The 24,685-nt window shown below is 38.5% G+C and carries 21 protein-coding genes; 12 read left to right on the forward strand and 9 right to left on the reverse strand.

What is annotated here, in order from left to right:
• The first annotated feature begins 132 nt into the window (after positions 1-132).
• A complete protein-coding gene (locus tag BM143_RS19250; RefSeq protein ID WP_090026481.1) occupies positions 133-1,314 on the forward strand; it encodes a hypothetical protein in 1,182 nt (393 codons plus the stop codon).
• A 4-nt stretch (positions 1,315-1,318) separates the two neighbouring features.
• Positions 1,319-2,737 carry a hypothetical protein gene (locus BM143_RS19255; RefSeq protein ID WP_090026483.1) on the forward strand — a complete coding sequence of 473 codons (1,419 nt, stop codon included), beginning with the start codon at positions 1,319-1,321 and terminating at the stop codon, positions 2,735-2,737.
• A 236-nt stretch (positions 2,738-2,973) separates the two neighbouring features.
• Here BM143_RS19255 and serS read toward each other — a convergent pair whose 3' ends face one another.
• The gene (gene serS, locus BM143_RS19260; protein WP_034726923.1) at positions 2,974-4,242 is read right to left on the reverse strand and encodes a serine--tRNA ligase; all 1,269 of its coding nucleotides are present in this window, start codon (positions 4,240-4,242) and stop codon (positions 2,974-2,976) included.
• A 66-nt stretch (positions 4,243-4,308) separates the two neighbouring features.
• Positions 4,309-4,833 (reverse strand): hypothetical protein, encoded by a 525-nt coding sequence (locus BM143_RS19265; RefSeq protein ID WP_090026485.1) that lies wholly within the window; start codon positions 4,831-4,833, stop codon positions 4,309-4,311.
• Between the two features lie 71 nt (positions 4,834-4,904).
• On the opposite strand from BM143_RS19265, the gene BM143_RS19270 reads away from it, so the two are divergent.
• Complete coding sequence (locus BM143_RS19270; protein ID WP_090026487.1) at positions 4,905-6,137, forward strand: oligosaccharide flippase family protein; 1,233 nt, start codon at positions 4,905-4,907, stop codon at positions 6,135-6,137.
• On the forward strand, positions 6,124-6,732 hold the full coding sequence (locus BM143_RS19275; protein ID WP_090026489.1) for an acyltransferase: 609 nt from the start codon (positions 6,124-6,126) through the stop codon (positions 6,730-6,732). The genes BM143_RS19270 and BM143_RS19275 overlap by 14 nt, the downstream gene beginning before the upstream one ends.
• Positions 6,733-6,753: 21 nt before the next feature.
• Here BM143_RS19275 and BM143_RS19280 read toward each other — a convergent pair whose 3' ends face one another.
• The 5 genes from BM143_RS19280 to BM143_RS19300 all read right to left on the reverse strand — a co-directional run bounded on the left by BM143_RS19280 (position 6,754) and on the right by BM143_RS19300 (position 12,772).
• Positions 6,754-7,242: a hypothetical protein gene (locus BM143_RS19280; RefSeq protein WP_090026491.1), complete on the reverse strand. Its 489-nt coding sequence runs from the start codon at positions 7,240-7,242 to the stop codon at positions 6,754-6,756.
• Between the two features lie 88 nt (positions 7,243-7,330).
• Entirely contained in the window at positions 7,331-8,116 is a 786-nt protein-coding gene (locus BM143_RS19285; protein WP_090026493.1) for a (Fe-S)-binding protein, read from the reverse strand.
• An 82-nt stretch (positions 8,117-8,198) separates the two neighbouring features.
• Positions 8,199-9,533, reverse strand: a complete 1,335-nt coding sequence (locus BM143_RS19290; protein ID WP_090026495.1) for a 4Fe-4S dicluster domain-containing protein — start codon at positions 9,531-9,533, stop codon at positions 8,199-8,201.
• Positions 9,534-9,540: 7 nt separating this feature from the next.
• Positions 9,541-10,491: an MlaD family protein gene (locus tag BM143_RS19295; RefSeq protein WP_090026496.1), complete on the reverse strand. Its 951-nt coding sequence runs from the start codon at positions 10,489-10,491 to the stop codon at positions 9,541-9,543.
• Between the two features lie 127 nt (positions 10,492-10,618).
• A complete protein-coding gene (locus BM143_RS19300) occupies positions 10,619-12,772 on the reverse strand; it encodes a peptidylprolyl isomerase (protein ID WP_090026498.1) in 2,154 nt (717 codons plus the stop codon).
• A gap of 260 nt (positions 12,773-13,032) precedes the next feature.
• On the opposite strand from BM143_RS19300, the gene lon reads away from it, so the two are divergent.
• Together lon and BM143_RS19310 are read left to right on the forward strand one after the other, a co-directional pair.
• Positions 13,033-15,438: an endopeptidase La gene (lon, locus tag BM143_RS19305; RefSeq protein WP_090026500.1), complete on the forward strand. Its 2,406-nt coding sequence runs from the start codon at positions 13,033-13,035 to the stop codon at positions 15,436-15,438.
• Positions 15,439-15,831: 393 nt separating this feature from the next.
• Positions 15,832-16,944, forward strand: a complete 1,113-nt coding sequence (locus BM143_RS19310; RefSeq protein WP_090026501.1) for an AI-2E family transporter — start codon at positions 15,832-15,834, stop codon at positions 16,942-16,944.
• Positions 16,945-17,054: 110 nt separating this feature from the next.
• Here the strand turns inward: BM143_RS19310 and BM143_RS19315 are convergent, their stop codons facing one another.
• The gene (locus tag BM143_RS19315) at positions 17,055-17,309 is read right to left on the reverse strand and encodes a hypothetical protein (RefSeq protein ID WP_090026503.1); all 255 of its coding nucleotides are present in this window, start codon (positions 17,307-17,309) and stop codon (positions 17,055-17,057) included.
• Positions 17,310-17,466: 157 nt separating this feature from the next.
• Here BM143_RS19315 and BM143_RS19320 point away from each other — a divergent pair, with 157 nt between their 5' ends.
• Positions 17,467-17,844: a DoxX family protein gene (locus BM143_RS19320; protein WP_090026505.1), complete on the forward strand. Its 378-nt coding sequence runs from the start codon at positions 17,467-17,469 to the stop codon at positions 17,842-17,844.
• Positions 17,845-17,944: 100 nt separating this feature from the next.
• Here BM143_RS19320 and BM143_RS19325 read toward each other — a convergent pair whose 3' ends face one another.
• Positions 17,945-19,303, reverse strand: a complete 1,359-nt coding sequence (locus BM143_RS19325) for an acyl-CoA dehydrogenase family protein (protein WP_090026507.1) — start codon at positions 19,301-19,303, stop codon at positions 17,945-17,947.
• 208 nt (positions 19,304-19,511) lie between these two features.
• Here BM143_RS19325 and BM143_RS19330 point away from each other — a divergent pair, with 208 nt between their 5' ends.
• The 5 genes from BM143_RS19330 (at position 19,512) to pgi (ending at position 24,682) form a co-directional block, all read left to right on the forward strand.
• On the forward strand, positions 19,512-20,414 hold the full coding sequence (locus BM143_RS19330; protein ID WP_090026681.1) for a DUF4349 domain-containing protein: 903 nt from the start codon (positions 19,512-19,514) through the stop codon (positions 20,412-20,414).
• Between the two features lie 157 nt (positions 20,415-20,571).
• On the forward strand, positions 20,572-21,441 hold the full coding sequence (locus BM143_RS19335) for a TraB/GumN family protein (RefSeq protein WP_090026509.1): 870 nt from the start codon (positions 20,572-20,574) through the stop codon (positions 21,439-21,441).
• Between the two features lie 25 nt (positions 21,442-21,466).
• Entirely contained in the window at positions 21,467-21,976 is a 510-nt protein-coding gene (locus tag BM143_RS19340) for an RNA polymerase sigma factor (RefSeq protein ID WP_034726910.1), read from the forward strand.
• Positions 21,966-22,574, forward strand: coding sequence for a hypothetical protein (locus BM143_RS19345; RefSeq protein ID WP_034726909.1), 609 nt, complete (start codon positions 21,966-21,968; stop codon positions 22,572-22,574). Before BM143_RS19340 ends, BM143_RS19345 begins: the two co-directional genes overlap by 11 nt.
• Before the next feature lie 467 nt (positions 22,575-23,041).
• Positions 23,042-24,682, forward strand: coding sequence for a glucose-6-phosphate isomerase (gene pgi / locus BM143_RS19350; RefSeq protein WP_090026684.1), 1,641 nt, complete (start codon positions 23,042-23,044; stop codon positions 24,680-24,682).
• Positions 24,683-24,685: the final 3 nt, after the last annotated feature.

A 24,685-nucleotide genomic window follows, 5' to 3' on the forward strand; every position in this document is an offset into this window, starting at 1 on the left:
AGTTCAGACTTTCTGATCTTCATTAAAATTAAACAGTCCTTATCCAGAATTTAGCCTATTCATCATAACAGGTTAACAAATTTTAGTTTTTGCTTAAAAATATTATCTTTGAATCTTAATTTATAAATAACCATGAGAAAATTTTTACTATCTCTTAGTGTAATTTCAGCACTCAGTGTACATGCGCAAAGCATTAATTCTGAAACGGTTGATTTTCGTGTTTTAAAAGCACCACAAACTTCCATTAGCGAAAACTCCCGAACTTATAATATTACAGTCAATTCTCCTTATAACCTGACAAAGGAAGATGTAATAAAACAAGCTAAAAAGGAGCATCAGGAAGCTGTTGCCAACTTCAGCAATACCATTGCAGAAAGTCAAAGCGATTATCAGCAGTCTCTTAAAGATTACAATGAAGAAATCATAAAAGCAAAAGAAAAATTTGCGTTAGAATCGGCAGAATTTAAAAAAATGACCCTTCTGGAGCGTCTGACTTTACAGGAAAAAGGACTAAAGCCACAGCTTCAGCTTCCTTCCAAGCCTGTTTATTCAAAGCCGTCTCCTCCTGTATACAGAGAGCCTAATCTGAATGACTATTTCATCGTAGACAATAATGTTCTGGCTTCTCAAATTGCTATTGACGGTTATAAAAAAGGAAATCCGAATGTAGATGTTTACGTAACCATGGAAAAAGTAAACTTCCAGGATAATGCGGGACAGACTTATGCCAACCAGCCGACAAAAATCGTTGTAAAAGAAAACGGAACGGAGAAAATCAATACAACCATTTCTCAGGATTTCACTTTCGTATCTTCCCAGCCTTCTGATAACATCAACAAGCCTGCAGAAGAAAAGAAATATCTTGGAAACAACATTAAGGCGATCAATACTTTCCTTAATGATAATTACGGATACAAGACGCTTAACAAGCAGGTAAAACTGGAATTTGTGAAAAACAAAGGGGAGTTTGATGATTTAGAAAAAGCACATATCTATGTAACCACTAATTTAAGAAAGCTCCAGGCCAATTCTGATCAGACCAACAATAATATTGCTTTTGCCAATATGAAAAAAGGAACGGATATCTGGGAACAAACCCTTAAGAAAGTCAATTATAAAGACAAAAAAGCTCCTTACAACGCTAAAATCGGTAAATACATCAATTTCAACTTAATAAGACTGAATGTAGCCCTTGAAAATAAAAAGGATGCAGAAAAGTATCTTAACGAGATGCAGGAAAAACTTGTAGATCTGGATTTGTCCTACAACGAGAAAGCAGAATTAAAGCAATTGGAAAACCAGATTTATAAATAATCTTATGAAACTAAAAACATTTACAGCACTAGCGATCTGCCTCTCTTCTATCACATGGGCGCAGAGCAATTATAAGTACGGAAATAAGTTTGATTTTGACGTTACTCAGGAAAAAGATGTGAAACTGATTGCCGGAGATACTGACACGTATTTTATGCAAAGCAGCATTAACGAGAACAGTATCCGCAGCAACAATAAAATACTGGTAAGGAAGTTTGATAATTCTAATAACCTGAAGCAGACTTATTCTTACGAGATGCCTCAAATAGAAAAATATGCTCCTATTAATTATCTGGGAAGCTTTGAATCTGGAAATAGAATTGTTTTCATTACAGAAACGTATGCAGGAAAGGTAAAAAAGAAGGATATCTATAAAATTATTTTCGATAAAACTACAGCCACATTTGCCAGTGAACTACTGGCTTCCTACTCTATCGAATCTACGATGAAATCAGGAACTGCTTATTTCGAGAAATCCGAAAATGGCAGATATGGTGCTGTGGTCTTCTATCAGCACGCTCCAAGAAAAGAACCTGTAAAAATAAGCATCAATGTCATCGACACCGGAAGTCTGAAATCTGCATGGACCAAAGAAGTTACCGGAGAAGCAGGAAGTTCTGATACCGATTTTTTTGTGACCAATTCAGGAAATATCGGACTATTAAGATCAGCCAATCAAAATGCCTCCCTCCTTTTTGTAACGCCTTCAGGGCAGGAAGAGAAATTCTTTACAGAGAAAATGAAGGTCATCAGTGAAACGGCTGTATCTATTGGTGATAAAGATTATTTAGTTGCCTTTAACAGTACGCCTAAAACGGTAAAGTTTAATGCCAGCAATTTCGAAAATTTAATGTTGTATGATATTAAAGAAGGAAAAATTATTGCCAACGAAGTGGTTAAACAATACAATGACGGCAGCAAAATAACAGATGTCTTCATTCCTTATACTTATGTAAGCGGGGATAAAATCTATATTTTCACAGAAAGTAAACTTGACGCGGGAACAAAACAGGTAAAATCTCCTATGGGAACCATGATGATTAGTGAAACGTCTTATAAAACAGGTGACCCAAGAATCGTAGCAATCAACACCGCTACAGGCAAAATAGACGCTGTAACAAAGCTAAACAGTGACAGACTTTCTGATCTGGAAATTCACTCTTTTGGACTGGTGAATATAAAAGGGAATTATATTTTTAAAGCCGGATCATTATTAAGTCTGTCGGCTATTAATTTTGACAGCAACAGTGGCAAAATAATTCCTTCACTTCCTAAAACATCGGGTAAAGACCCTTATTTTGGAGGTGGCGAGGCATATAGCCAGGCTTTACTTTACAGATCGGATGTAAAGACATTAGCTTATCCCAGAGCAATGGACAACCAGGCCAGTATTATTTCAATAGAAAACTTTGAAGGGAAATAATTCGATAGTTACGGGATACGGGGTACGTGTTGGAGAGTTTTAGGGTTTGAGAGTTAATGGGTTTAGGGATTGTTCCAGCCCAGTCTGATGTCTGATGTCTGATGTCTGATGTCTGATGTCTGATGTCTGAAATCTAGCATCTCTATTCTTAACTCATACCCTGAATCAGATAAAAATAACAAAACCACTGAAAAATTTCAGTGGTTTTTTATTGAGATTAAAAGTAATCTTATCTTTTAGTTGATCAGATCGAATCTTGCATATTCTGCAATCTTCTTAGGAATTCTGATGCCTTCTTCTGTCTGGTTGTTTTCAAGCAATGCTGCCATAATTCTTGGAAGAGCCATTGCTGAACCATTTAAGGTATGTACCAGCTGAGATTTTCCGTCTGTTTTGAAACGGCATTTCAGACGGTTAGACTGGAAAGTTTCAAAATTGGACACAGAGCTTACTTCAAGCCACATTTCCTGAGCTGCACTCCATACTTCAAAGTCATAAGTCATTGCAGCTGCAAAACCTGTATCACCACCACAAAGTCTCAATACTCTGAACGGAAGTTCAAGGTCGGTAAGGATTTCTTTGATGTGCTCTACCATTTCTTCTAAAGCAGCATAAGAATTTTCAGGCTTTTCAAGTCTTACGATCTCTACCTTTTCAAACTGGTGAAGACGGTTCAGACCTCTTACGTGTGCTCCGTAGCTTCCCGCTTCTCTTCTGTAACACTGAGAGAAAGCCGTATTTTTGATCGGAAGTTCTTTTTCTTCCAGCAATACATCACGGTAAAGATTCGTTACCGGAACTTCTGCCGTAGGAATAAGGTATAAATCATCCAGACCAATGTGGTACATCTGTCCTTCTTTGTCAGGAAGCTGTCCTGTTCCATATCCTGAAGCTTCATTCACAACGTGAGGAGGATTCACCTCCATATAACCTTTGTCAATGTTTTTATCCAGGAAATACTGAACCAAAGCTCTCTGAAGCCTTGCTCCTTTACCCAGATAAACAGGGAAACCGGCACCGGCAATTTTCACTCCCAGTTCAAAATCAATCAGGTTATATTTTTTAGCAAGCTCCCAGTGAGGAATAGCGCCTTCTCCAAGGCCTTCCACATCGTGAGACTGATAAATATTCTCGTTATCTTCCGCAGAAACTCCGCTTTTTACCAATTGGTAAGGAACGTTTGGAATCTGATATAAAATATCCAGTAATTTTTTTTCCGTTACATCTAATTGGGATTGCAGTTCTTTACTCGATTCTTTGTATTGAAGTGTTTTAGATTTTGCAGATTCCGCTTCTTCTTTTTTACCTTCTTTCATCAAAAGCCCGATCTCTTTGGAGATTTTGTTCATTTCTGAAAGTTGGGAATCTAATTCAAACTGAATTCTTTTTCTTTCGTCGTCAGCAGCAACAGCGTCGTCTACCAACCCAAGATTCTTGAATTGTCTTTTCTTAAGACCTTCTAAAACGCGTTCTTTATCGTCGCGTAAAAAATTGACTTGTAACATTTTATTTAGATGTTAAATATTAGATGATTAACTTACATATTAAGCTAACCGTTTTACAAATTTAAATTATTTTGTGATAATAAAGGTATTTATCGCATTGGGTGCATCCGCAGTCTTTGAAAATACCTCTTTATTATTGTAGAGTACCTGAGAAACTTGAAATACGGTCGGTGTCCAGCGGTAACGGATTTCCATCTGATCAGTAACACTAACCGTCTGATTATTTACAATTTTGCTCAGTGTAAAAGTCAGATTCGATTTGTAGGTTCTGTTTTCAGGGCTGATAGAATCCAGAGTAATCCTCTTGGCTCCTTTAATGTACTCAAAATAATATAAGGAATCCGTCGTCATTCTCAGGGAAATGGATACCGGTGCTACAGCCGTAGTTCCGTTAAAGTCATTCACAGAATAGCTGGTGTAGGAACCTGCCTTTTTAGGGTTCATCAGATCCTGTCCTGCCACATTTTTGATGGAGAAATTCATAACCTGATCAATTCTCTGTAAAGAATCATCATCACTTCCGCATGAAACCGTTAAAAAAAGGACGGCTATAAGTTTAAGTATGAAAATATGATTTAGCTTAGATTTCATCTTCCGTTAATTTTCAATAATCTTTTTTATGCAAATGTATAATTATATATTTGTTCTCGTAATATTTTACCATGTTTTTAAACAAACTCAAAAGATTAAACGGCAGCCACATCTCCACCATCTTTAAGGGGAACTTTATTTCCAAGTTTGTTCTGGTCATGGGAGGGCTTCTGCTGGCTAAATATTATGGCTCCTCCGAATATGGTATTTTCAGTATCTATCTCAGTATCATGAGTATATTCACAGTCGTACTCAGCCTTGCTCAGGAACATCTGATCATGCTTGAAGGCGATGCTGAGCAAGTGAATAATAATTTCAGTACGGCAGGCATTATTTCAGCAGCAGTGATGATTCTGACTTTTCTACTGGTCTTCATCCCTTTTGACATTCCTAAAAACATCATATTTCTTGGTATCTTATCTGGTTTTCTTTATTTATTCACCAATAATGCAAAGTTTCTTTTAGCCAAAAAGAAAATGTTCAAGCTGGTTTCAGTGCTTACGATTGTAGATTCTGTGGTGAGCTTTCTGTTTCAGGTGGTATTTGTGTTTATTAAGATCGAAAACGGCCTTGTGATCGGGAGTCTGATCGGGTATATTGCTGCTTTTCTCGCCGCTATTTATTGTGCCAGAAAATATTTTGTAAAACCGGATTTAAAAAAATATATCGCCAATGCGAAAAAACGGCCGGAACTTTTTAGATATTCCTATCCTTCTACGCTCATCAATGCTTTGGGGAACAATATTATGCCGATCCTGATTTCTCTTTATTTTGCAGATTCGCTGCTGGGAGAATATTCTTTAACCGTAAAAATCATGTCTGTTCCGCTTCTTCTGATCTCATCTTCCATCGCTACAGTGTATTATCCTAGAGCTGCAGAGCTTAGCAACAGAGGCCGAAGCAGAAGTGAACTGTTTGCCTATACCAAAAAGATGAGCTTAATGAATTTTTACATTATTCTCGCTTTATACATCCTGGTGAATGTAGCCGGAATTCCTCTCCTGGAACTATTTTTCAATAAAAACTGGGAGCATTTGGGACTGTTTATTTTCCTTATGTCTTTCGGATATCTTACCCGAAGTCTCATCAATCCTATTGCAGATATTCTTACCATCGTAAAGAGAAACAATGTAGCGCTGATCTTTAATATCTATTTATTCCTGGCCAATATTGCAGCAATCTTCATCGGAAAAGAGAAAGGAATCACCTATCTGGTGGGTATTTTTTCCCTGTTTTTATTTATAGGCTATGGATTTTTGTATTTTTACATCATGTTTATTCTGAAGAAAAATGAATCCGCTTAAAAAATTTATTGAATACCAGATTTTCCATAGAATTAATAACTTCTTCTATCCGGAATATTACCGACAAAAGTATGAGTACATGCTTCCCCATGTTCTTTTTTTCCATTATCTGGTTCCTCAAAAAATACTGAGAATTAACGGACAGGTTCCGTGGCCGGTCCATTTTACTTCAGAAGTAAGGAATCACACGAAAATTAAGAAAGGAATTCTATGTGATCCGGGGGATAACCCTAATATCTATATCCAGGCGAATAACGGCATCATTATCGGACACAATGTAGGTTTCGGAGCGGGAACGTCTTTAATTTCAGCCAATCATAACCATAATGATCACAGCCTCCATGATGAGTGTGGACCAATTGTTATAGGAAATAATGTTTTTGTAGGAACCAATTCCGTCATCCTTCCGGGCGTGCAGATTGGGGATAATGTAGTGATAGGGGCGGGTTCTATTGTTGCCAAAGATATTCCTTCCAACTCTATCGCTGTGGGAAATCCGTGCAAGGTTATCAAACAAAAAGAACCTTACATTGAAGACTTCACAAAGACTGTTTTTAACAGAAAACTTCCTGAAGGCGTCAATCTAAAGTTCTAGTAGATTGTTTTTTATATAGGATTAAACGATCCCGTTGGCCCAGCTTTTCTCCAAAGGCAGAACGAAGTGGCTTAAAAAGTCTAAGTATGTATTTTTAGAGAAATCAAATACCTGAATATCTTTCGGTAATTCTCCGCTTCTCAATTGAGACTTAAATTCCAGAAGTTTCAGGGTCTTTACTTCTCCATTATGCACAAAACTGGCTTTCATTCTGTCGAACAGGCCAAGCTGGTACTGTTCGTCAATCTCGCGCATGATCTTCCCTAAGGCATCAATGCTGCATCCTGAAGCCATTTCTTTCTCTTCGTCTACACATACCACGATAAACTGGTTTTTCTCGATTTTAAAGGATGAATCAAGCGGTTTTCCGTGTGCAGCCCAAGTTGCAAGGAAATCAAACAGTTTTTCTGTGATTGCTTTTGCTTCCTTTGTTTCAAAAGGTCTTGATGCAGGGTATATAATGACTCTGTAGTCGTTGGTTTCTACTATACTGGATTCTTCAATTTTCATTGTGATACAATTAAAAGATTTAAAAATTAAGAGATTTAAAGATTCTCAGCGTTGAATTTCTAAATTCTTAGATTTCTTAATTCAAATTTTACAAATCTTCCGCTTCCGCAAGAAGTTCTACAATATCTTTTACGGCTACTTCTTCGTTTTTGTTGAAGTGCTTTACACCGTCTGTCATCATCGTGTTACAGAACGGACATCCTGTAGCAATAACTTTAGGCTCGAAAGACAATGCTTCTTCCGTTCTTTCAATATTGATGTCTTTATTTCCTTTTTCAGGTTCCTTAAACATCTGTGCACCTCCTGCTCCACAGCATAAACCGTTGGTTTTGCAACGTTTCATTTCTACAAGCTCGGCATCCAGTTTTTCAAGAAGAATTCTTGGCGCTTCGTACTCGTTATTGGCTCTTCCCAGATAACAAGGATCATGGAAAGTGATCTTTTTTCCTTTAAAGGCTCCTCCTTCAATCTTCAGTCTTCCTTCTTCCATTAAGGTTTTCAGGAACTGAGTATGGTGCACCACTTCATAATGTCCTCCCAGACTCGGGTATTCATTTTTAAGCGTGTTGAAACAGTGAGGGCATGCGGTAACGATCTTTTTAACTTCGTAAGCATTCAGGACCTCAATATTGGTAAGGGCCATCATCTGAAAAACGAATTCGTTTCCGGCTCTTTTTGCAGGATCTCCGGTACAGCTTTCTTCCTGTCCCAGAACTGCAAATTCAACTTCTATCTTGTTTAATATCTTGCAAAATGCTTTCGTAATTTTTTTGGCGCGGTCGTCAAAACTTCCTGCACATCCCACCCAAAATAACACTTCCGGGGATTTTCCTTCGGCAGCATATTCTGCCATTGTTTTTATATTGAAATCCATTTTTTCAAATTTACCAATATGTCAATGTACCAGTTTACCAATGATTGCTACATTGCTACATTATTTTACATTGTTACACTAATTAATCATTTGCCCAGTTCAAACGGTCTGCCTGGTTATACTGCCAAGGAGCGGCATTGTTTTCTAGATTCGTCATCATCAGATTCAGTTCCTGAGGCGCAGCGGACTGTTCCATCACGAGGAATCTTCTCATTTCGAAAATAATAGAAAGCGGATCCAGCAATACCGGACAGGCTTCTGTACATGCATTACAGGTAGTACACGCCCAAAGCTCTTCTTTGGTGATATAATCATTCAGAAGCTTCTTACCATCGTCTTCGAATTTCCCATTCTTGTCGATATTCCGGCCTACCTCTTCCAGTCTGTCTCTGGTTTTCATCAGGATCAGTCTCGGAGAAAGTTTTTTCCCGGTGATGTTGGCAGGACATACCGAAGTACATCTACCACATTCTGTACAGGAATAGGCATTAAGCAACTGTACCTGATTCAGGTCAAAGATGTCTTCAGCTCCAAATTTAGACGGAACATCTGCAGCATCTCCTTCAGCCGGTGCGGCGTAAGGGTCAGCATTAGGATCCATCATGAGCTTAATCTCTTTGGTTACAGAATCAAGGTTATTGAATTTTCCTTTTTTATCAAGATTCGCAAACCAAGTGCTTGGAAATGCCAAAATGATATGAAGGTGTTTTGAGTAATAAAGATAATTCATGAAGAATAGAATCCCCACAAAGTGGAACCACCATGCTCCTTTTTCAACAAACATCAGAAACCCGTTATCAAAACTGAAAATTTCTAAAAACGGAACCAATGTCATTTCACTGATCGGAAAGCTTCCATGTTCCGCAAGAACACCTCTCATCTGGAGAACGTAATCTGCAGAATTCATGCTAAAGAAAGCCATCATTAGCGCAAATTCAATGATAAGGATCCAGTTGGCATCGTTTTTCGGCCATCCGAAAAGTTCTTTCATGGTCAGTCTTTTAACGCCATAAAAGTTTCTTCTGATGAAAAACACCACCACTCCGATTACTACAAGCAACGCCAGAACTTCTAAAGTCGCTGTAAAGAAATTGTAGAAACCGTGTCCGAAAATTGAAGCTAAGAATCTGTGGGTCCCAAAGATTCCATCAACGATAATTTCAATCAATTCGATATTGATAATCACAAAACCTACGTATACAAAAAGGTGGAGAATACCCGCTACAGGGCGTTTCACCATTTTGCTCTGGCCCATCGCCACTCGTGCCATGGTTTCCCAGCGCTCAGATTTCCTGTCGCTTCTGTTGATTTCTCGTCCCAGCTTGATATTTCTGTAAATCTTGAGCAGGCTTTTTGCAAACAGCCCAAATCCAGCAACTAATAAGATCAGAAAAATAATGTTATCGATGTACTGCATAAGGTGATTAGTCTTTATTGTTCTTACCGAAAACTGAGAAATTAATATATCTCTTAGGATTGGCTTTCATATCTTCAATCAATGAATTCAGGTTTGTGGAGGCAGAATTCAGATTATTGTAAAGCTGCTCATCCTTCATTAGCTTACCTAAGCTTCCTTGTCCGTTATCAACTCCGGCGATTACCTGATTCAGTTTTCCTACGGTAGCATCTAAATTGGAGATGGCTGCATTCAATTTTTTAGTATCAATGCTTTCTGCAAGGTTACCATATTTATCCAATGTTACCTTTCCGCTCTGCATCGTCACCGCTGCGTCATCAAGTACCTTCTGAAGTTTAGGATCGTTATGTCCTACAAGGCTGTTTACACTTCCTGCAGTAGTCTGCAAAGCACCTACAGTCTTGTTAAGGTTGGAAAGTAAAGCTTTGATCTCTGCTCTGTTCTGTCCGTCTACCAGTAGATTTGCGTTAGCCATCAAAGAGTCTACACGATGTAAAACCGTCTGCAGCTGATCTTTCACCGGACCTACCTGAGAAGAAAGACTTCCCAAAGTTCCCAGTTTGAAAGCTCCCTGAAGCGTATCTCCATCTTTTGCTGTCTGACCGCCGTACATAAGGTTAACTCTCATCTCTTTTCCGGACATAAGACCCGGTTCAAAGATTTCAAGGGTTGAATTTTTCGAAAACTCGAATTTGTCATCTACCGTAACTTTTACGATAAAACTGATTTTTCCGTCTTTTGCTGTTCTCGGGATAATCTTATCGACCTGCCCTACTTTCAGACCATTGATGGAAACCGCAGACGACTGTGCCAGTCCTTCTACGTTATCGTATTTTGCGTAAAATATATTATCGGTAGTAAAAAGGCTTCTGCCTTTCATGAATTGAAACAACACTACAAAACCTACAATAGCTAAAAGTGCGATCACACCAGCTTTTAATTCTTTACTGAACTTCACTTGCTAATTTTTTTCTAATAAGCAAATATAACACATTTTAAATTAATCTTTTTCTTTATTGTTCTGCGTTAAATACAAAAAAGCGGCAGAAAATTCTGCCGCTTTTATATCTGTAAAAATTAATTTCTTACTGTTGTTGGTTTCCGATCTTGTTCCAGATCTCGATTCTGTAATCTTCGATGTCTGCATTATCCTGAAGGCTCTTCATCCAAGCCTGTCCGAACATTCCTGCACTTCTCTGGGTAATAGACTCAGTAAACTGCTTAAGGTCACCCGGCTGCTTGTTTACGGTTTCAGATTTTTTGATCAGAACATAAACTCCTGTTCCACCTTCGATAGGGTTAGAAAGTTTTCCTTTCGCCACACCGAATGCTGCACCGGCCACTTTAGGTTCCATAGAACCTGCTACTGAAGGGTTAAGCATATTAACCTGAGCTGCCTGTTTTGTAGAAGCAAATAATTTAGCAATCTGATCTAAGTTAGAAGCTTTAGCTCCTGCAATTTTATCAGAGATTTGTTTTGCTGCCAATTTATTTTTAACAATTACTTCGATCTGATCTCTTACGGATTCAGGATCTGCAAGACCTGCCTCCTGTTTTCCGTTAAGATATACTACAATCTTGTCTCCTGTACCTTCTACCGTAAAGAATTCTGTGTCTCCTTTTGTTCTTTTCTTATCGAAAGCCCAAGCTAAGATTTCTCCGTCTTTATCTGTACCAAGACCCTGAAGCTGGCCATCAAATCTTTTGGCTGCTTTAGGATTGGAGAACTGATAGTTTCCTTTTTTAGCAATATTCACGAAATCGTTGAAAGATTTCCCCTGAACCTGCTGAATGAATCTTCTTGCTTTTTTATCAGATTCTGCTTCTGTAGCATCTGAAGGCTTCACTTCTTTCACAAGGTTAGCTACTTTATAGCTCATAGACCCTGCTTTTTTATCTTCAATGTTGATGATGTGATATCCGAATTGTGTTTCTACAACACCTGTAGCACCTTTAGGGTTATTAGCCAAATAAGTAAGGAACTCTGGAACGAAAGGCGTTTCCGGAGTAGTCCATCCTAAGCTACCTGCCTGAGCTGCTGAACTTGGGTCATTAGAAAGTTTCAGGAACTCTGTAAATTTAGCCGGAGTAGCTTTAACGATAGCTCCGATAGAGTCTGCCAATTTCTTAGCCTGCTCCTTGGATCTTGTTACCCCTTCTCCTGCCGGGCTTCCTTTGAAAGCAATAAGGATGTGTCTTGACAATGTAGAATCAGAAGTCTTTTTATCCAAAAGTTTTGAAACTACATAGAAGTTCTGCTCCTTGTATGGTCCAAAAGTCTGTCCGATAGCTGCAGTAGCAATCTGTCCCTGAATATTCTGAGGCAACTGGTTCGGTTTTGAATACTGATTATTGAAAGGCATATCAGAATTCGCCATTACAAACATAGAGTCATTCTTCGTGTTCTGGAAGTTTTCTGCTCCACCGCTTGCATCTGTACCTCCTGAGAATAATTTATCGATTTCCTTCTGTGCTGCTGCATCATCTGCAGGGCTAGGTGTAGAAGGGAAATATACGATTCCAACATTTCTGCTAGGCTCTGCTTTAAACATTACAGGGTGCTGCTTGATGTAATTTTCAAGGTCTGCCGTAGTAACGTTGATCTTCGTTTTCTGAAGATATGCTGCATAGTCGATCTTTACAAAATCGATGTCAGCTAACTGGTCTCTCTGCTTCATAAGCTCTTCAGCTTCTTTCTTGCCAGTAGTGATACCTGCTGAAATATTAGTAAACACCTGTCTTGCCATCAGTCTGTATTCAACAGTTTTTCTGGTTTTCAGCCACTGGTTGTAGCCTTCCGGGTTGGTGCTTTTTAATGTTTCAATTTCTTTTTTAAGTTCTTGAGTTTTAAAATTACCTTTCTCATCAAAGAACTGCTGTTGCTGGGCAAACATCTGATCATACTGGATCTGATTCCAGAAATAGTCATCTGTCATCTCAAAGCCCAATTTCTCAAACTGTTGCTTGATAAGTTTAGATTGTACAAGTAACTGCCAAGCCTGCTCTTCAAGTCCCGTTTTTGGACGGCCCTGTTGTTCAGCCTGCTGCTGCAGTACGAAAAGCTGATCATTGAACTCTTCGCGGGTGACTTTCTCACCGTTTACTTTTCCTAAAACATCAGGATTTTTTCCAAAAACCTTGTCGATACTGTCCGGGTTTACGAGAAACGCTAAAAGCGCCAATGCGATCACTCCCATCAAAAGCCAAGGCTTACTCCTAATCTGTCCTAAAATTGCCATTTTATATATTATAGTTTTTTATCAGTTTGCGAAAATACACATTTTTAAGAAATTAGAGAAGCAGAAGTCCTTTATTTTAATTTTTAAAATGAAAGATTACTGAAAAAAGGAAATTTTGACCATATTTTTTAGCAAAAAACAAATGGCATAGGTATTGTGCAATTTAGAGAACCATAATACGCTGCACGTTTTCAGCGCATATTGTAAAATATCATTTTAACGATTTAAAACGAAGATGACAATTTGTCATTTCATGAACTATGACAGAATTTGAAGATATCAGTTTAGAGGAAATGATCAGCGATGGGTTTGACATTGTAGCCGAGGAGATCAATCTTTCAGACTTTTCGGAGACTGATAAGAATTCCGAACAGAGAATATTCCCTATACTTCCCGTAAGAAATATGGTCATGTTTCCAAACGTAGTAATTCCTATTACTGCCGGAAGAAAAACATCGATACAGCTGCTTGAAGAAGCACAGAAAAATGGTGATTTTATTGGGATCGTGAGTCAGAAAAACTCAGATCTGGAGCAGCCTGCCGAGAAAGATATGTATCAGACCGGAACGCTTGCCAAGATTATTAAGATCATCAAATTACCAGAAGGTAACATCACCGCGATTACTAAAGGTTTCCACAGATTTAAAATCAAAAAAATCGTAGAAAGCCAGCCTTATTTCAAAGCAGAAATCACCAAATTAAAAGATTCGAAGCCGAAAAATAAGGAAGAATATGATGCTCTGCTTGAGAACATCAAGGATCTTGCATTAAAAATTATTGAACTGGATCCGAATATTCCGAATGCAGCCAATTTTGCGATCAAGAATATCAATAACAATGATGATCTACTTAATTTCATCTGCACGAACTCAAGCTTCCCATCTATCGAAAAACAAAGACTTCTTGAAGAAAAAAGCCTGATGGAAAGGGCCAATAAGTGCTATGAAATGATGCATGAGGATTTCAGAAAACTGGAACTGAGAAATCAGATCCACCAGAAAACTTCAAAGGATCTTGACAAACAGCAGAGAGAATATTTCCTGAACCAGCAGATCAGAACCATCCAGGATGAATTGGGAGGCGGTCCGGAAAGCGATGTGGAAGACCTGATCATTAAGGCTAGAAAAAAGAAATGGAACCAGGAAGTGGAAGATCATTTCCAGAAAGAGATCAACAGGCTGCAGCGTCAGAACCCTAATTCTCCGGATTATAATGTTCAGAGAAATTACCTTGACTTCTTCACGGATCTTCCGTGGGAAACTTACACAAAAGATGTTTTCGACATTGCAAAAGCTGAAAAAACTTTAGACAAAGCGCACTTCGGGCTGGAAGATATTAAGAAAAGGATTCTGGAGCACATGGCTGTTTTGAAACTGAAAAACAACATGAAATCCCCTATCCTATTGCTTGTAGGGCCTCCGGGAGTTGGAAAAACGTCTTTAGGAAAATCTGTGGCTGATGCTTTAGGCAGAAAATATGTAAGATTATCTCTGGGCGGACTTCATGACGAAAGTGAGATCCGCGGACACAGAAAAACCTATATCGGGGCTATGGCCGGAAGAATTTTGCAATCTATCAAGAAATCAGGCACTTCCAACCCGGTAATTGTTCTTGATGAAATTGATAAAATTGCTCAGGGACTTCACGGTGATCCAAGTTCTGCGCTCTTAGAAGTTATTGATCCTGAACAGAATAATGCATTCTATGATAATTTCTTAGAAATGGGCTACGATCTTTCCAAAGTGATGTTCATTGCTACAGCGAATTCGCTTTCCACGATACAGACTCCTCTTCTGGACAGAACGGAAATCATCCAAATAGCCGGATATACGATGGAAGAGAAAACAGAGATCGCAAAAAGACATTTAATAAAAAAACAACAGGAAGAAAACGGTTTGGATGCAAAATCATTTAAACTTGGAAATCCTGAACTTAAACATATTATTGAAGCACACACTTCAGAAAGCGGGGTAAGAACCTTAGAGAAAAGAATTGCTTCCATTGCAAGATGGGTAGCTCTTCAGACGGCTCTGATAAAAGAATATGATCCAAAAATCACTATTGAAAAAATAGATGAGATCCTTGGCGTACCAAGACCTAAAAGCCTCTCTGAAATCACGGGTGTACCTGGTGTAGTGACTGGTTTGGCCTGGACAAGTGTGGGTGGAGATATTTTGTACATCGAAAGTATTCTAAGCAACGGAAAAGGAAGCCTTACTATGACCGGAAACTTAGGAACGGTGATGAAAGAATCCGCCACTATCGCTCTGGAATACATCAAAGCCAGACATGATGATCTGGGAATCCCACAGGAAGATCTGGATAAGAAAAACATCCACGTTCACGTTCCGGAAGGAGCAACCCCGAAAGACGGACCCTCTGCAGGTATCGCGATGCTGACATCTATGGTTTCTTCATTCAAAAATAAGAAAGTGAAACCTCATCTTGCGATGACAGGGGAAATAACGTTAAGAGGAAAAGTACTTCCTGTAGGCGGAATCAAAGAAAAACTTCTGGCAGCTACAAGAGCAGGCATCAAAGAAGTGATCCTTTGTGAGGCCAACAGAAAAGATGTGGAAGAGATCAAAAAAGATTATCTAAAAGACCTGACAGTTCATTACGTCAACAGAATGGAAGAGGTAATCGATTTTGCGATCGAAAAATAAATCAGAACATATCAACTCTCAATAAGGAAACGCGTCTCAGATTTTGTCTGGGGTGCGTTTTTTATTTAACCACAAAAGATGCAAAAGCTTTTTAACATTTTAGTGATTGTAAGCTCAGTACATTGCGCATAGGAAGAGCACTTAAGTTTTATGAAAATCTAAGATTTTATTCAGCGAAACAAACATATCTGTGTAATCAGAGAAATCTGCGTGATATTTTTGAAATTTACAAAAGCCATTCATGATAAAAAAGGCGGAGAATAAATTAAATAAAGACATACCACACGGCATTATCGCGCATCTCCTCAATCAAAAAGAATTATGTTAATTAAACGAAAAGGGTATTTTAATTAGCTGTGTTTTCTTATTTTTATCCGACAGATTTGAAAAATTATGAATTTCCTTAGACTCCCGTTTCTTGTTAAATTGACAATGGTTACCATTTCCATCATTGGTCTTGGTTATCTGTTAGCGCTTGGACAGAGCATTTTAGCGCCTTTCTTCCTGGCTTTTTTAATGGCCATGCTGTTTCTTCCGGCCGCTACTTTTATGGAAAGAAGGCTAAGATTTCCAAGATCCATCTCGACAATGACTTCGGTTTTTGTGATGCTAGCTATTTTAGCCGGAATTATTTACTTCTTCGGATCACAGCTTTCTGACTTCAGTAAAGATCTGCCGCATCTGAGAGATCAGGTGACCACCGTTTTCAATAATCTGCAACACTGGATTTCAAAAACATTCAATGTAAAGATTGATGAACAGCTTGATTATATTAATCAGGGATTGAATAAACTGCTATCCTCTTCCGGAGTGATTCTTGGTTTCACGTTCGGGATATTTTCAAGCGGGTTTGGGTTTATCGTATTTTTCACCCTGTTTTTCATCTTTATTTTAAATTACAGAAGAATTCTTAATAACTTCATTGTAACGGTTTTTAACGAAAAGCATAAAGCCAGTGTTCAGGAAGTAGTAACCGAAATCCGTGTGATGACGAAGAAATATATTTTCGGGCTTTGTCTGCAGGTTTTGATTGTTTCTATTCTTTCTTCTATTGTTCTTACCATTTTAGGGGTAAAATACGCTATCCTTCTGGCTGTTCTGACGGGATTACTCAATGTCATTCCTTATCTGGGAATCTGTATTTCCTTATTAATTTCATGCTTTATTGCCTTTGCCACCGGAACACCATCTACCTGTGTTTATGTAGCTATTGGTTACATCGCTATTCATGTTATTGATGGAAATATCGTTCTTCCATTTGTAGTGGGGTCAAAAGTAAAAATCAATGCTTTATTTTCCTTTATCGGGATTATTTTAGGGGAACATCTTTGGGGAATTGCAGGTATGTTTCTGTGTATTCCGGCGATTGCCATCATTAAAATCATTTTTGAAAGAGTAGAAGGTTTAAAACCTTGGGGTAAACTGCTTGGCGAGGAAGAAAAACCTAACAAAAAGAAAAAGAGCTACAAGATTTCCAAGAATATTACGCTGAAGGAAATGGACTGATCATGAATAATGGGTAATGACTACTATTTGTTTCCTTTATTACTAATTGCTCATTACTTATCACTTATAAAAAAGAGGGCTGCCTTATAAAAAGACAGCCATTATTTTTTTTAAACTGTAAGAGCGCAGAATGGGCTCATTCCGCTTGGACAGGTTTGGTCGCATGGAATGTAAGACTGATTGTCCGGACAGTAACCTAAATCCGTTCCCGGATTGGTGCCGCCACCACCTCCTCCTAAGCAAGGATCTCCTGGTGGAATTTTACAAGGGCAACCTACTGGTCCGAAATCACAGATAGGCTCTCTTCCTCCTCCATTAATTTTCTTTAAATTCTCGCGATCTAATTTTTGAAGTTTTTTCAACATAATACGATTGTTTAGTTTAATTTGAATAACAAATATATCAAATGGAAATCATAATTTAATCACAATAGCGGGATAAAGGAATAACATTAACAAATTTTAATAAAAACACATACGCGAATATCATTTTTGTTATACATTTGATATAAAATCAACAATCATGAAAATCGTAAAATTTATTCTTTCGTTCATATTTGCATTGATGTTTATCAATGCAGGACTGAACAAATTCTTCCACTATTCACCCATGCCTAAAATGTCTGATGAGCAGATCAAAATCTTTGCTGCATTCAGCGAAATCGGCTGGCTGTTACCCTTAGTGGGAATCGTAGAAATTGTTGGCGGAGTATTATTTATCTTCCAAAAGACCAAAGCTTTGGGCGCTATTATCCTCCTTCCGGTCATGGTAGGAATCGTTATTCACAATATATACAGAGACCCGAACCAGATGGGGATCATCACGGCTGTCGTTATGTTCCTGATCAATATTTGGGCAATTATTGATGACCGGGAGAAATATAAAGCTTTAGTTAGGTAATAGATTATAGGTTGCAGGTAGCAGGTAACCTTGCGCAGATTCACCTGCAACCTACCATCTGCTACCTGCTACCTATTATCTGCTACCTGCCACCTGAATCCTATACAAATGCACTGAATCCGGTGATGGATCTTCCCACAATCAGTGAATTGATCTCTTTTGTTCCTTCATAAGAATAGATGGCTTCAGCATCGGCAACAAATCTTGCCACATCATATTCGAGGAGAATACCATTTCCTCCCAGCACTTCTCTTGCTCTTGAGACAATATCTCTGGTTCTCAGGGTACAGAAAACCTTGGCCAGCGAAGCATGCTCGTCTTTTAAAATTCCTTCATCCTGCATTTCTGACAATCTGAACACCATGGTCTGCATGGCCGTAAGATTAGAAAGCATTTCCACCAGATGCCCCTGAATCATCTGGAATGAGGCAATCGGTTTCCCGAACTGCTCTCTGGTTCTGGTATATTGCAATGCACTTTCGTAAGCTCCTCTCGCACACCCCGTGGCCATCCATGCTACTCCGGCTCTGGTCATGCGGAGAACTTTTCCGGTATCTTTAAATGAATTGGCGTTTTGCAGACGGTTTTCTTCGGTTACAAGGCAATCCGTCAAAGTGATCAATCCGTTTTGTACAATTCTGAGTGCCATTTTTCCTTTGATTTTCTCAACGGAATAGCCCGGATTATCTTTTTCTACGATAAATCCTTTCACTTCTCCACTGTCAAGATCTCTTGCCCAGATAATGATCAGGTCTGCAAATGTTGCATTTCCAATCCATTTTTTCTGACCGTTAAGGATCCAGCCTTCTTCCGTTTTTTTACAGGTTACCGTAAGACCACCCGCCGCTCCGGATCCTACTTCAGGTTCCGTAAGACCGAATGCACCTATTTTTTCAAACTTCTGCATTTGGGGAAGCCATTTCTGTTTCTGCTCTTCTGATCCGCATATATAAATAGATCCCATCGCCAATCCTGACTGGACGCCAAAGAATGTAGCAATAGAAGCATCTATTCTCGCCATTTCCATCGCAATAACCCCTTCCATCAGAAAAGGCATACCCGGACAGCCGTATCCTTCATAGGTCACACCGCAGATATTCAGTTTCTGGAATTTTGGAATCAATTCAAAAGGAAATTCATCTCTGAGCCAGTAATGATTCACGAGAGGTTTCACTTCTTTTTCCATGAACGCTCTTACCTTAAGCTGAATCTCACGTTGCTCCGGAGTCAGTGTATGATAGATGTCGTAAAAATCACCATCAATAGGCGGAAGTTCCCGCTTTTTCTTATTAGGATCAAGCATTTTCATCATTCCGTTCAACTGTTTATCGTCCAGTTTGGAGAAATTCTGCATCAGCTTGGGCAGATCAACTTTTTGAGAAATAGCACTCAGTTGTTCAAAATCTATGGATCTGAATAATTCTATAGCGTTTCTGATTTTGGAAAAAGTATTTGACATAGTAATGTTTTGTGGGATTGATTTGTAAAAGTTAAGCAAAAACTGCTCCGAAAACAAGCTGTTCCATGACCACCTGTTTTACAAAACACTCATTTACAATAAATTAAAACAGAAATATTTCTTTACAAACTTTTTGCGGTTGATTTTCAAATATTACAAAGGATCCTGGCAGAACTTTGACCTAAGAAAACCCACAAAAATCAACGCTATGAAAACGACTTACATTAAATTATCCCTGTCAGCAGTTCTTTTATTAGGAATCTATTCGTGTAAAAAAGGAGAAGTGGCCGCCACAGAAGTTTCTGCTTCAGATTCTACTGTTGCCATGGTTACAGACAGTGTTTCTTCTGCCGCCACTATGGAAGTAAAGGACAGACAGTTCATTAAAACCGCTGATGTGAATATGGAAGTCAAAGACGTGTACGAAGCGACCGTTTCTATTGAAAAGACTGTTCAGGATCTTGGAGGATTTGTGACCCACAGCAATCTTCAAAGCAGTATCCTTTCAGAAGACACCTACAATACTTCAGATAATGAAGCCATGCTGATCAAAAAATACCAGACAGAAAATACGATGAAGGTACGCGTTCCAACGGAAAAGCTAGGTGAACTGCTTACAAAAATTAATGATAAAAAAGTATTCCTCAATTACAGAACCATCAATGCGGAAGATGTAACCTCCAACATCAAGTATGCAGAAATGGAAGGTAAAAGAATTAAAAAGACAGGTGAAAATATTGATCAGCTTAAAACGAATAAAGACAAAGTAAATCTTGACAACGACAATATGGCGGAAGGAAACCTGCAGCAGCTGGCTACTATGGATACTAGTGACAACATCAAATACAGCACAATAGACATTTACATCAAAGAGCCTAAACTTCGTATTGCTGAAATTGCAGTGACCAACACCCGCAACATTGACAATCAATATAAATTCAATTTTATATATGACGCTAAAAATGCCTTCGTCGAAGGGTTTTACCTGATTCAAAAGATCGCTGTGGGACTTATCACTATTTGGCCTATAGTCTTAATCCTAGGTGTCGTTCTTTATTTTTTGAGAAAAAGAAAATTGACAAAGTCTGAACACACAAAAGTTCAGGAATAACAAAAGCAATCCTAACCAGCTGGTTATCATCATAATTTTAGATTTTACAGACCTCCTTTTCCGGGAGGTTTTTTATTTTTTCAAAAAAAACTGTAACGATCATTGTACTCCCCTTACCTACTGATTAAAAGAATGAATAATCAAAAACTTTAATTATATGAAAAATTTAGTAAAACTTGGGTTCGCAGTAATATTATCGGCAACCTTTATGACCACAAAGGCTCAGAATACAGGCACAGAAAACAGTACACTCTGGGAAGTTTCCGGAAATGGCCTTACCCAACCTTCTTATATTGCAGGAACCTGTCATGTGATGTGCAGCAAGGATTTTGAGATTAAGTCTAAAGTAATGAAAGCTCTGGAAAAATCTGATCAGTTTGTGATGGAGATCAATTATACAGATCCCGCTGAAATGACAGCCATGCAGAAAATGTATCAGACGGATAAAAAACTATCGGATCAGCTTAGTCCTGCGGAAGCCAAGGAACTGGATAAAATCCTCGCTGATTACGGAACAGATTTAAAGAAGATGGACCATTCCAGTTCACAGGCATTATATGCTCTGATTTCAATGAAAGCTATACCGTGTCCACAGACTGACATAAAAATGTATGAAATAGAACTTCTCAAAAATGCGTTGAAAAGTAAAAAGAAAGTCTCAGGGCTTGAAAAAGTAGAGGATCAGATGACCTCCATTAATAAAGCTTATGATCTGAAAGCAGTCATTCAACAGTTAAAAATGGGAAAAGAATATGAAACCCTGCTTAACAAAATGGTCAATGCCTTTAAAAAAGAAGATGTACACTCCCTTTACACCCTCTTTAAAGATGATAAAATGATGAATGCCGAGCAGGAAAAAGCCATGCTTACGGACAGAAATAAAAACTGGGCAGAAAAAATGCCGGAAATGATGAAAAAAGAAAGTGCTTTCTTTGCCGTGGGAGGCGCACATCTTATGGGTGACAACGGTGTGATCCATCTCCTGAAAGCGAAAGGATACACCGTGAAACCGGTATCAAGCTTATAATGTATAACCAAACCATGAAATCATCGTGAGCAGTCAAACTGAAACCGCTTTTTTAAAGCTCGTCAACCAGCACAAAGGCATTCTGTACAAGGCCTCCCGTATCTATGCGGATTCTTTGGAAGACCGGGAAGACCTGCAGCAGGAAATCCTTATTCAGCTGTGGAAATCTTACCAGAACTTCAAGGGGAACAGTGAATTTTCTACATGGATGTACCGTGTGGCCATCAACACCGCAATCACTTATTTAAAAAAAGAAAAGCAGCGGACGCATAATCAAACCGAGGTGCCCCATCATTTTGAGGTCCAGAATGAAGACTATAATCCTGCCAAGGACAAGCAATTAGAAGTTTTTTACGCTGCAGTCCAGGAACTTAAAGCACTGGAAAAAGCCGTCATCTTTTATTTCATGGAAGGAATGTCTCACAAAGAAATCGGAGACAACCTGGGGCTTAGCGAAGGCAATGCCCGTGTAAAACTTAACAGAACCAAAGAAAAAATACAGCAAATCATAAAAAAATCAGGCTATGAATTTTGATCAATTAAAAGAACAGTGGAATAACGAAGACGGCGACAGCGTCAACATTCCCAACACCATAGAACAGCTCAAGAAAAGCAAACATCCTATCGAAAAGATCCAGAAAAGCATGAAAGCGGAATTTCCAATGCAGGTGATTGCCGTCATTCTTATCGCCTTCTTTCCACAGCAGCTCCGTTTTCCGGAATCTCAATATATTATTTATTACACTTCGTATGCGATGCTGGTTGTGATCTCCTCTTACTACCTGTTCGGATTCTATAAATTTTATAAGCAGACCGAACTGTACGACGGAAATACCAAGAACAGCCTCTGGAAAATATACCACGAACTGAAGTTGAACATGGAAAGATACCAGTCTTTCGGATTCCTGCTTCTTCCACACTTTATGATCACACTTGGTTTGGAATTCTATAATATACTGGAGAAAAAAGGAGAATCTTTAGGTGATATGTCAAGCACTTATCAGCAGGCTTTAATCATCAGCGTTCTGATCGGAACGGTAGCCATTGTCACCAGCATTGTACTATGGACAAAATACATCTACGGAAGAAATGCCAAACGTCTGGAAAATATCCTGAACGAAATGGATGAATAACTCAAATTACCTGCAAAACTTGGGTAAGAGATCAAGTTTTTTTTAACGCAAAGCTTCATCTTGTTAGTATTTAGTTTTAAGGAAGGCAAAGACTGTGACTGCGTCACTAATGAAGCTATCGGTATAAAGCATCTGCTCAATCGAATCAATGAAATTAATTCCGCTCTTTGCTTCCCTTTATCATTAGGATAATCAATTTCTTTGCGTCAAAAAATGCTTATCTGCTTTATCCGTACAATCTGCGAGAACACATTATTATAACTTTCCCCACTATCTCTCACCAAACAATAACCATCAAACCTCAGACCTGATCTGGGGTTTGTTTTTTAAAAAAATGTTATTTATCGTGCTCAAATTTATCTGAGGTTTTATTTTTCCTTAAATTTGCACATCAGAAATAAAATGATATGGATTTTAAACATTTTGATCCAGCCCATCATTTTCTGAATCTACTAAATTCCAAAAGTATGCTATCAAAAATAAATCCTATACAAACCAACAGCTGGAAGGCTCTTGACGAACATTTTGCAGGAAATGACTTTGATTTGAGAAGTCTTTTTCAGTACAATCCTGAGCGTTTCAATGAATTTTCTATACAAAAGGACAATTTCCTTTTTGATTATTCTAAAAACCTGATCGATTCAAGAACTAAGGAACTTCTGCTTCATCTGGCAGAAGAGTGTCAGCTGAAAGACGCTATTTCCAAAATGTTTTCAGGTGACAAAATCAATGAAACAGAAGGAAGAGCAGTTCTGCATACAGCTTTGAGGGATTTTTCGGATAAAGAAATCATCGTAGACGATGAAAACATAAAACCTCAGATCAGAAGAGTTCTTGATCACATGAAAACGTTCTCTGAAAAAATCATTTCAGGAGAGCACAGAGGCTTCAGCGGAAAAGAAATCACTGATGTTGTGAATATCGGAATCGGAGGTTCAGATCTTGGACCGGTGATGGTTTGTTCAGCTTTAAAACATTTTAAAACAAGATTAAACGTTCACTTCGTTTCAAACGTAGACGGGAATCACATTGCTGAAACCGTTAAAAAACTGAATCCTGAAACCACTTTATTCATTATTGCTTCCAAGACCTTTACCACTCAGGAAACGATGACGAATGCCAATTCTGCGAAAGACTGGTTCCTGAAAGCTGGAAAAGAGGAAGATGTGGCGAAACATTTCGTGGCTTTATCCACTAATGTTGAAGCTGTTAAAAAATTCGGAATTGCAGAAGAAAATATATTTGAGTTCTGGGACTGGGTAGGCGGAAGATATTCTCTTTGGAGCGCTATCGGCCTTAGCATTGTTCTGGCAGTAGGATATGAGAATTTTGAAGAGCTTCTTAAAGGAGCTTCTGACACCGATCAGCATTTCCAGACTGCAGATTTTTCAGAAAACATTCCTGTGTTGATGGGGCTTTTAGGCATCTGGTACCGAAATTTCTATGCTGCCACTACTTACGCGATCCTTCCTTATTCTCAATATCTGGACAGATTTGCAGCCTATCTTCAGCAGGGAGATATGGAAAGTAACGGAAAATGCGTAGACAGAAACGGTGAATTCGTGGAATACGAAACAGGACCGATTATCTGGGGTGAGCCGGGAACCAACGGACAACACGCCTTTTACCAATTGATCCACCAGGGGACAGAACTTATTCCTGCCGATTTTATCGCTTATGCGAAAAGCAGCAATGCCGTTTCTGATCATCAACCGAAACTTTTAGCTAACTTTTTTGCTCAGACTGAAGCACTTGCTTTCGGAAAATCTGAAGAGGAAGTAGAACAGGAATTAAGAAATGAAGGGAAAAGTGATGAAGAAATTGACAGACTTCTAAATTATAAAGTCTTCCACGGAAACACACCTACCAACTCTATATTATTCAAGGAATTAACTCCTTTTTCACTGGGACAGCTGATTGCCTTGTATGAGCATAAAATCTTTGTTCAGGGTGTGATCTGGAATATTTTCAGCTTCGATCAGTTCGGAGTGGAATTAGGAAAAGTGTTAGCCAATAAGATCCTTCCTGAGCTTGAAAACAATGAGGCGGTAAGTTCTCATGACAGTTCTACCAACGGATTGATCAATTATTATAAAGGAAATAAATAGCAG

The sequence above is a fragment of the Chryseobacterium oleae genome (genome assembly GCF_900115055.1).
GTDB lineage: Bacteria > Bacteroidota > Bacteroidia > Flavobacteriales > Weeksellaceae > Chryseobacterium > Chryseobacterium oleae.

What these genes read in the sequence shown, in the direction of transcription:
- BM143_RS19300 (WP_090026498.1), bottom strand. Translation starts at nt 12,772, where the DNA reads ATGGCAATTTTAGGACAGATTAGGAGTAAGCCTTGGCTTTTGATGGGA.
- BM143_RS19330 (WP_090026681.1), top strand. Translation starts at nt 19,512, where the DNA reads ATGAAAACGACTTACATTAAATTATCCCTGTCAGCAGTTCTTTTATTA.
- BM143_RS19345 (WP_034726909.1), top strand. Translation starts at nt 21,966, where the DNA reads ATGAATTTTGATCAATTAAAAGAACAGTGGAATAACGAAGACGGCGAC.
- BM143_RS19255 (WP_090026483.1), top strand. Translation starts at nt 1,319, where the DNA reads ATGAAACTAAAAACATTTACAGCACTAGCGATCTGCCTCTCTTCTATC.
- BM143_RS19280 (WP_090026491.1), bottom strand. Translation starts at nt 7,242, where the DNA reads ATGAAAATTGAAGAATCCAGTATAGTAGAAACCAACGACTACAGAGTC.
- BM143_RS19250 (WP_090026481.1), top strand. Translation starts at nt 133, where the DNA reads ATGAGAAAATTTTTACTATCTCTTAGTGTAATTTCAGCACTCAGTGTA.
- BM143_RS19265 (WP_090026485.1), bottom strand. Translation starts at nt 4,833, where the DNA reads ATGAAATCTAAGCTAAATCATATTTTCATACTTAAACTTATAGCCGTC.
- pgi (WP_090026684.1), top strand. Translation starts at nt 23,042, where the DNA reads ATGCTATCAAAAATAAATCCTATACAAACCAACAGCTGGAAGGCTCTT.
- BM143_RS19275 (WP_090026489.1), top strand. Translation starts at nt 6,124, where the DNA reads ATGAATCCGCTTAAAAAATTTATTGAATACCAGATTTTCCATAGAATT.
- BM143_RS19335 (WP_090026509.1), top strand. Translation starts at nt 20,572, where the DNA reads ATGAAAAATTTAGTAAAACTTGGGTTCGCAGTAATATTATCGGCAACC.
- BM143_RS19320 (WP_090026505.1), top strand. Translation starts at nt 17,467, where the DNA reads ATGAAAATCGTAAAATTTATTCTTTCGTTCATATTTGCATTGATGTTT.
- BM143_RS19290 (WP_090026495.1), bottom strand. Translation starts at nt 9,533, where the DNA reads ATGCAGTACATCGATAACATTATTTTTCTGATCTTATTAGTTGCTGGA.
- BM143_RS19310 (WP_090026501.1), top strand. Translation starts at nt 15,832, where the DNA reads ATGAATTTCCTTAGACTCCCGTTTCTTGTTAAATTGACAATGGTTACC.
- BM143_RS19325 (WP_090026507.1), bottom strand. Translation starts at nt 19,303, where the DNA reads ATGTCAAATACTTTTTCCAAAATCAGAAACGCTATAGAATTATTCAGA.
- serS (WP_034726923.1), bottom strand. Translation starts at nt 4,242, where the DNA reads ATGTTACAAGTCAATTTTTTACGCGACGATAAAGAACGCGTTTTAGAA.
- BM143_RS19315 (WP_090026503.1), bottom strand. Translation starts at nt 17,309, where the DNA reads ATGTTGAAAAAACTTCAAAAATTAGATCGCGAGAATTTAAAGAAAATT.
- lon (WP_090026500.1), top strand. Translation starts at nt 13,033, where the DNA reads ATGACAGAATTTGAAGATATCAGTTTAGAGGAAATGATCAGCGATGGG.
- BM143_RS19270 (WP_090026487.1), top strand. Translation starts at nt 4,905, where the DNA reads ATGTTTTTAAACAAACTCAAAAGATTAAACGGCAGCCACATCTCCACC.
- BM143_RS19285 (WP_090026493.1), bottom strand. Translation starts at nt 8,116, where the DNA reads ATGGATTTCAATATAAAAACAATGGCAGAATATGCTGCCGAAGGAAAA.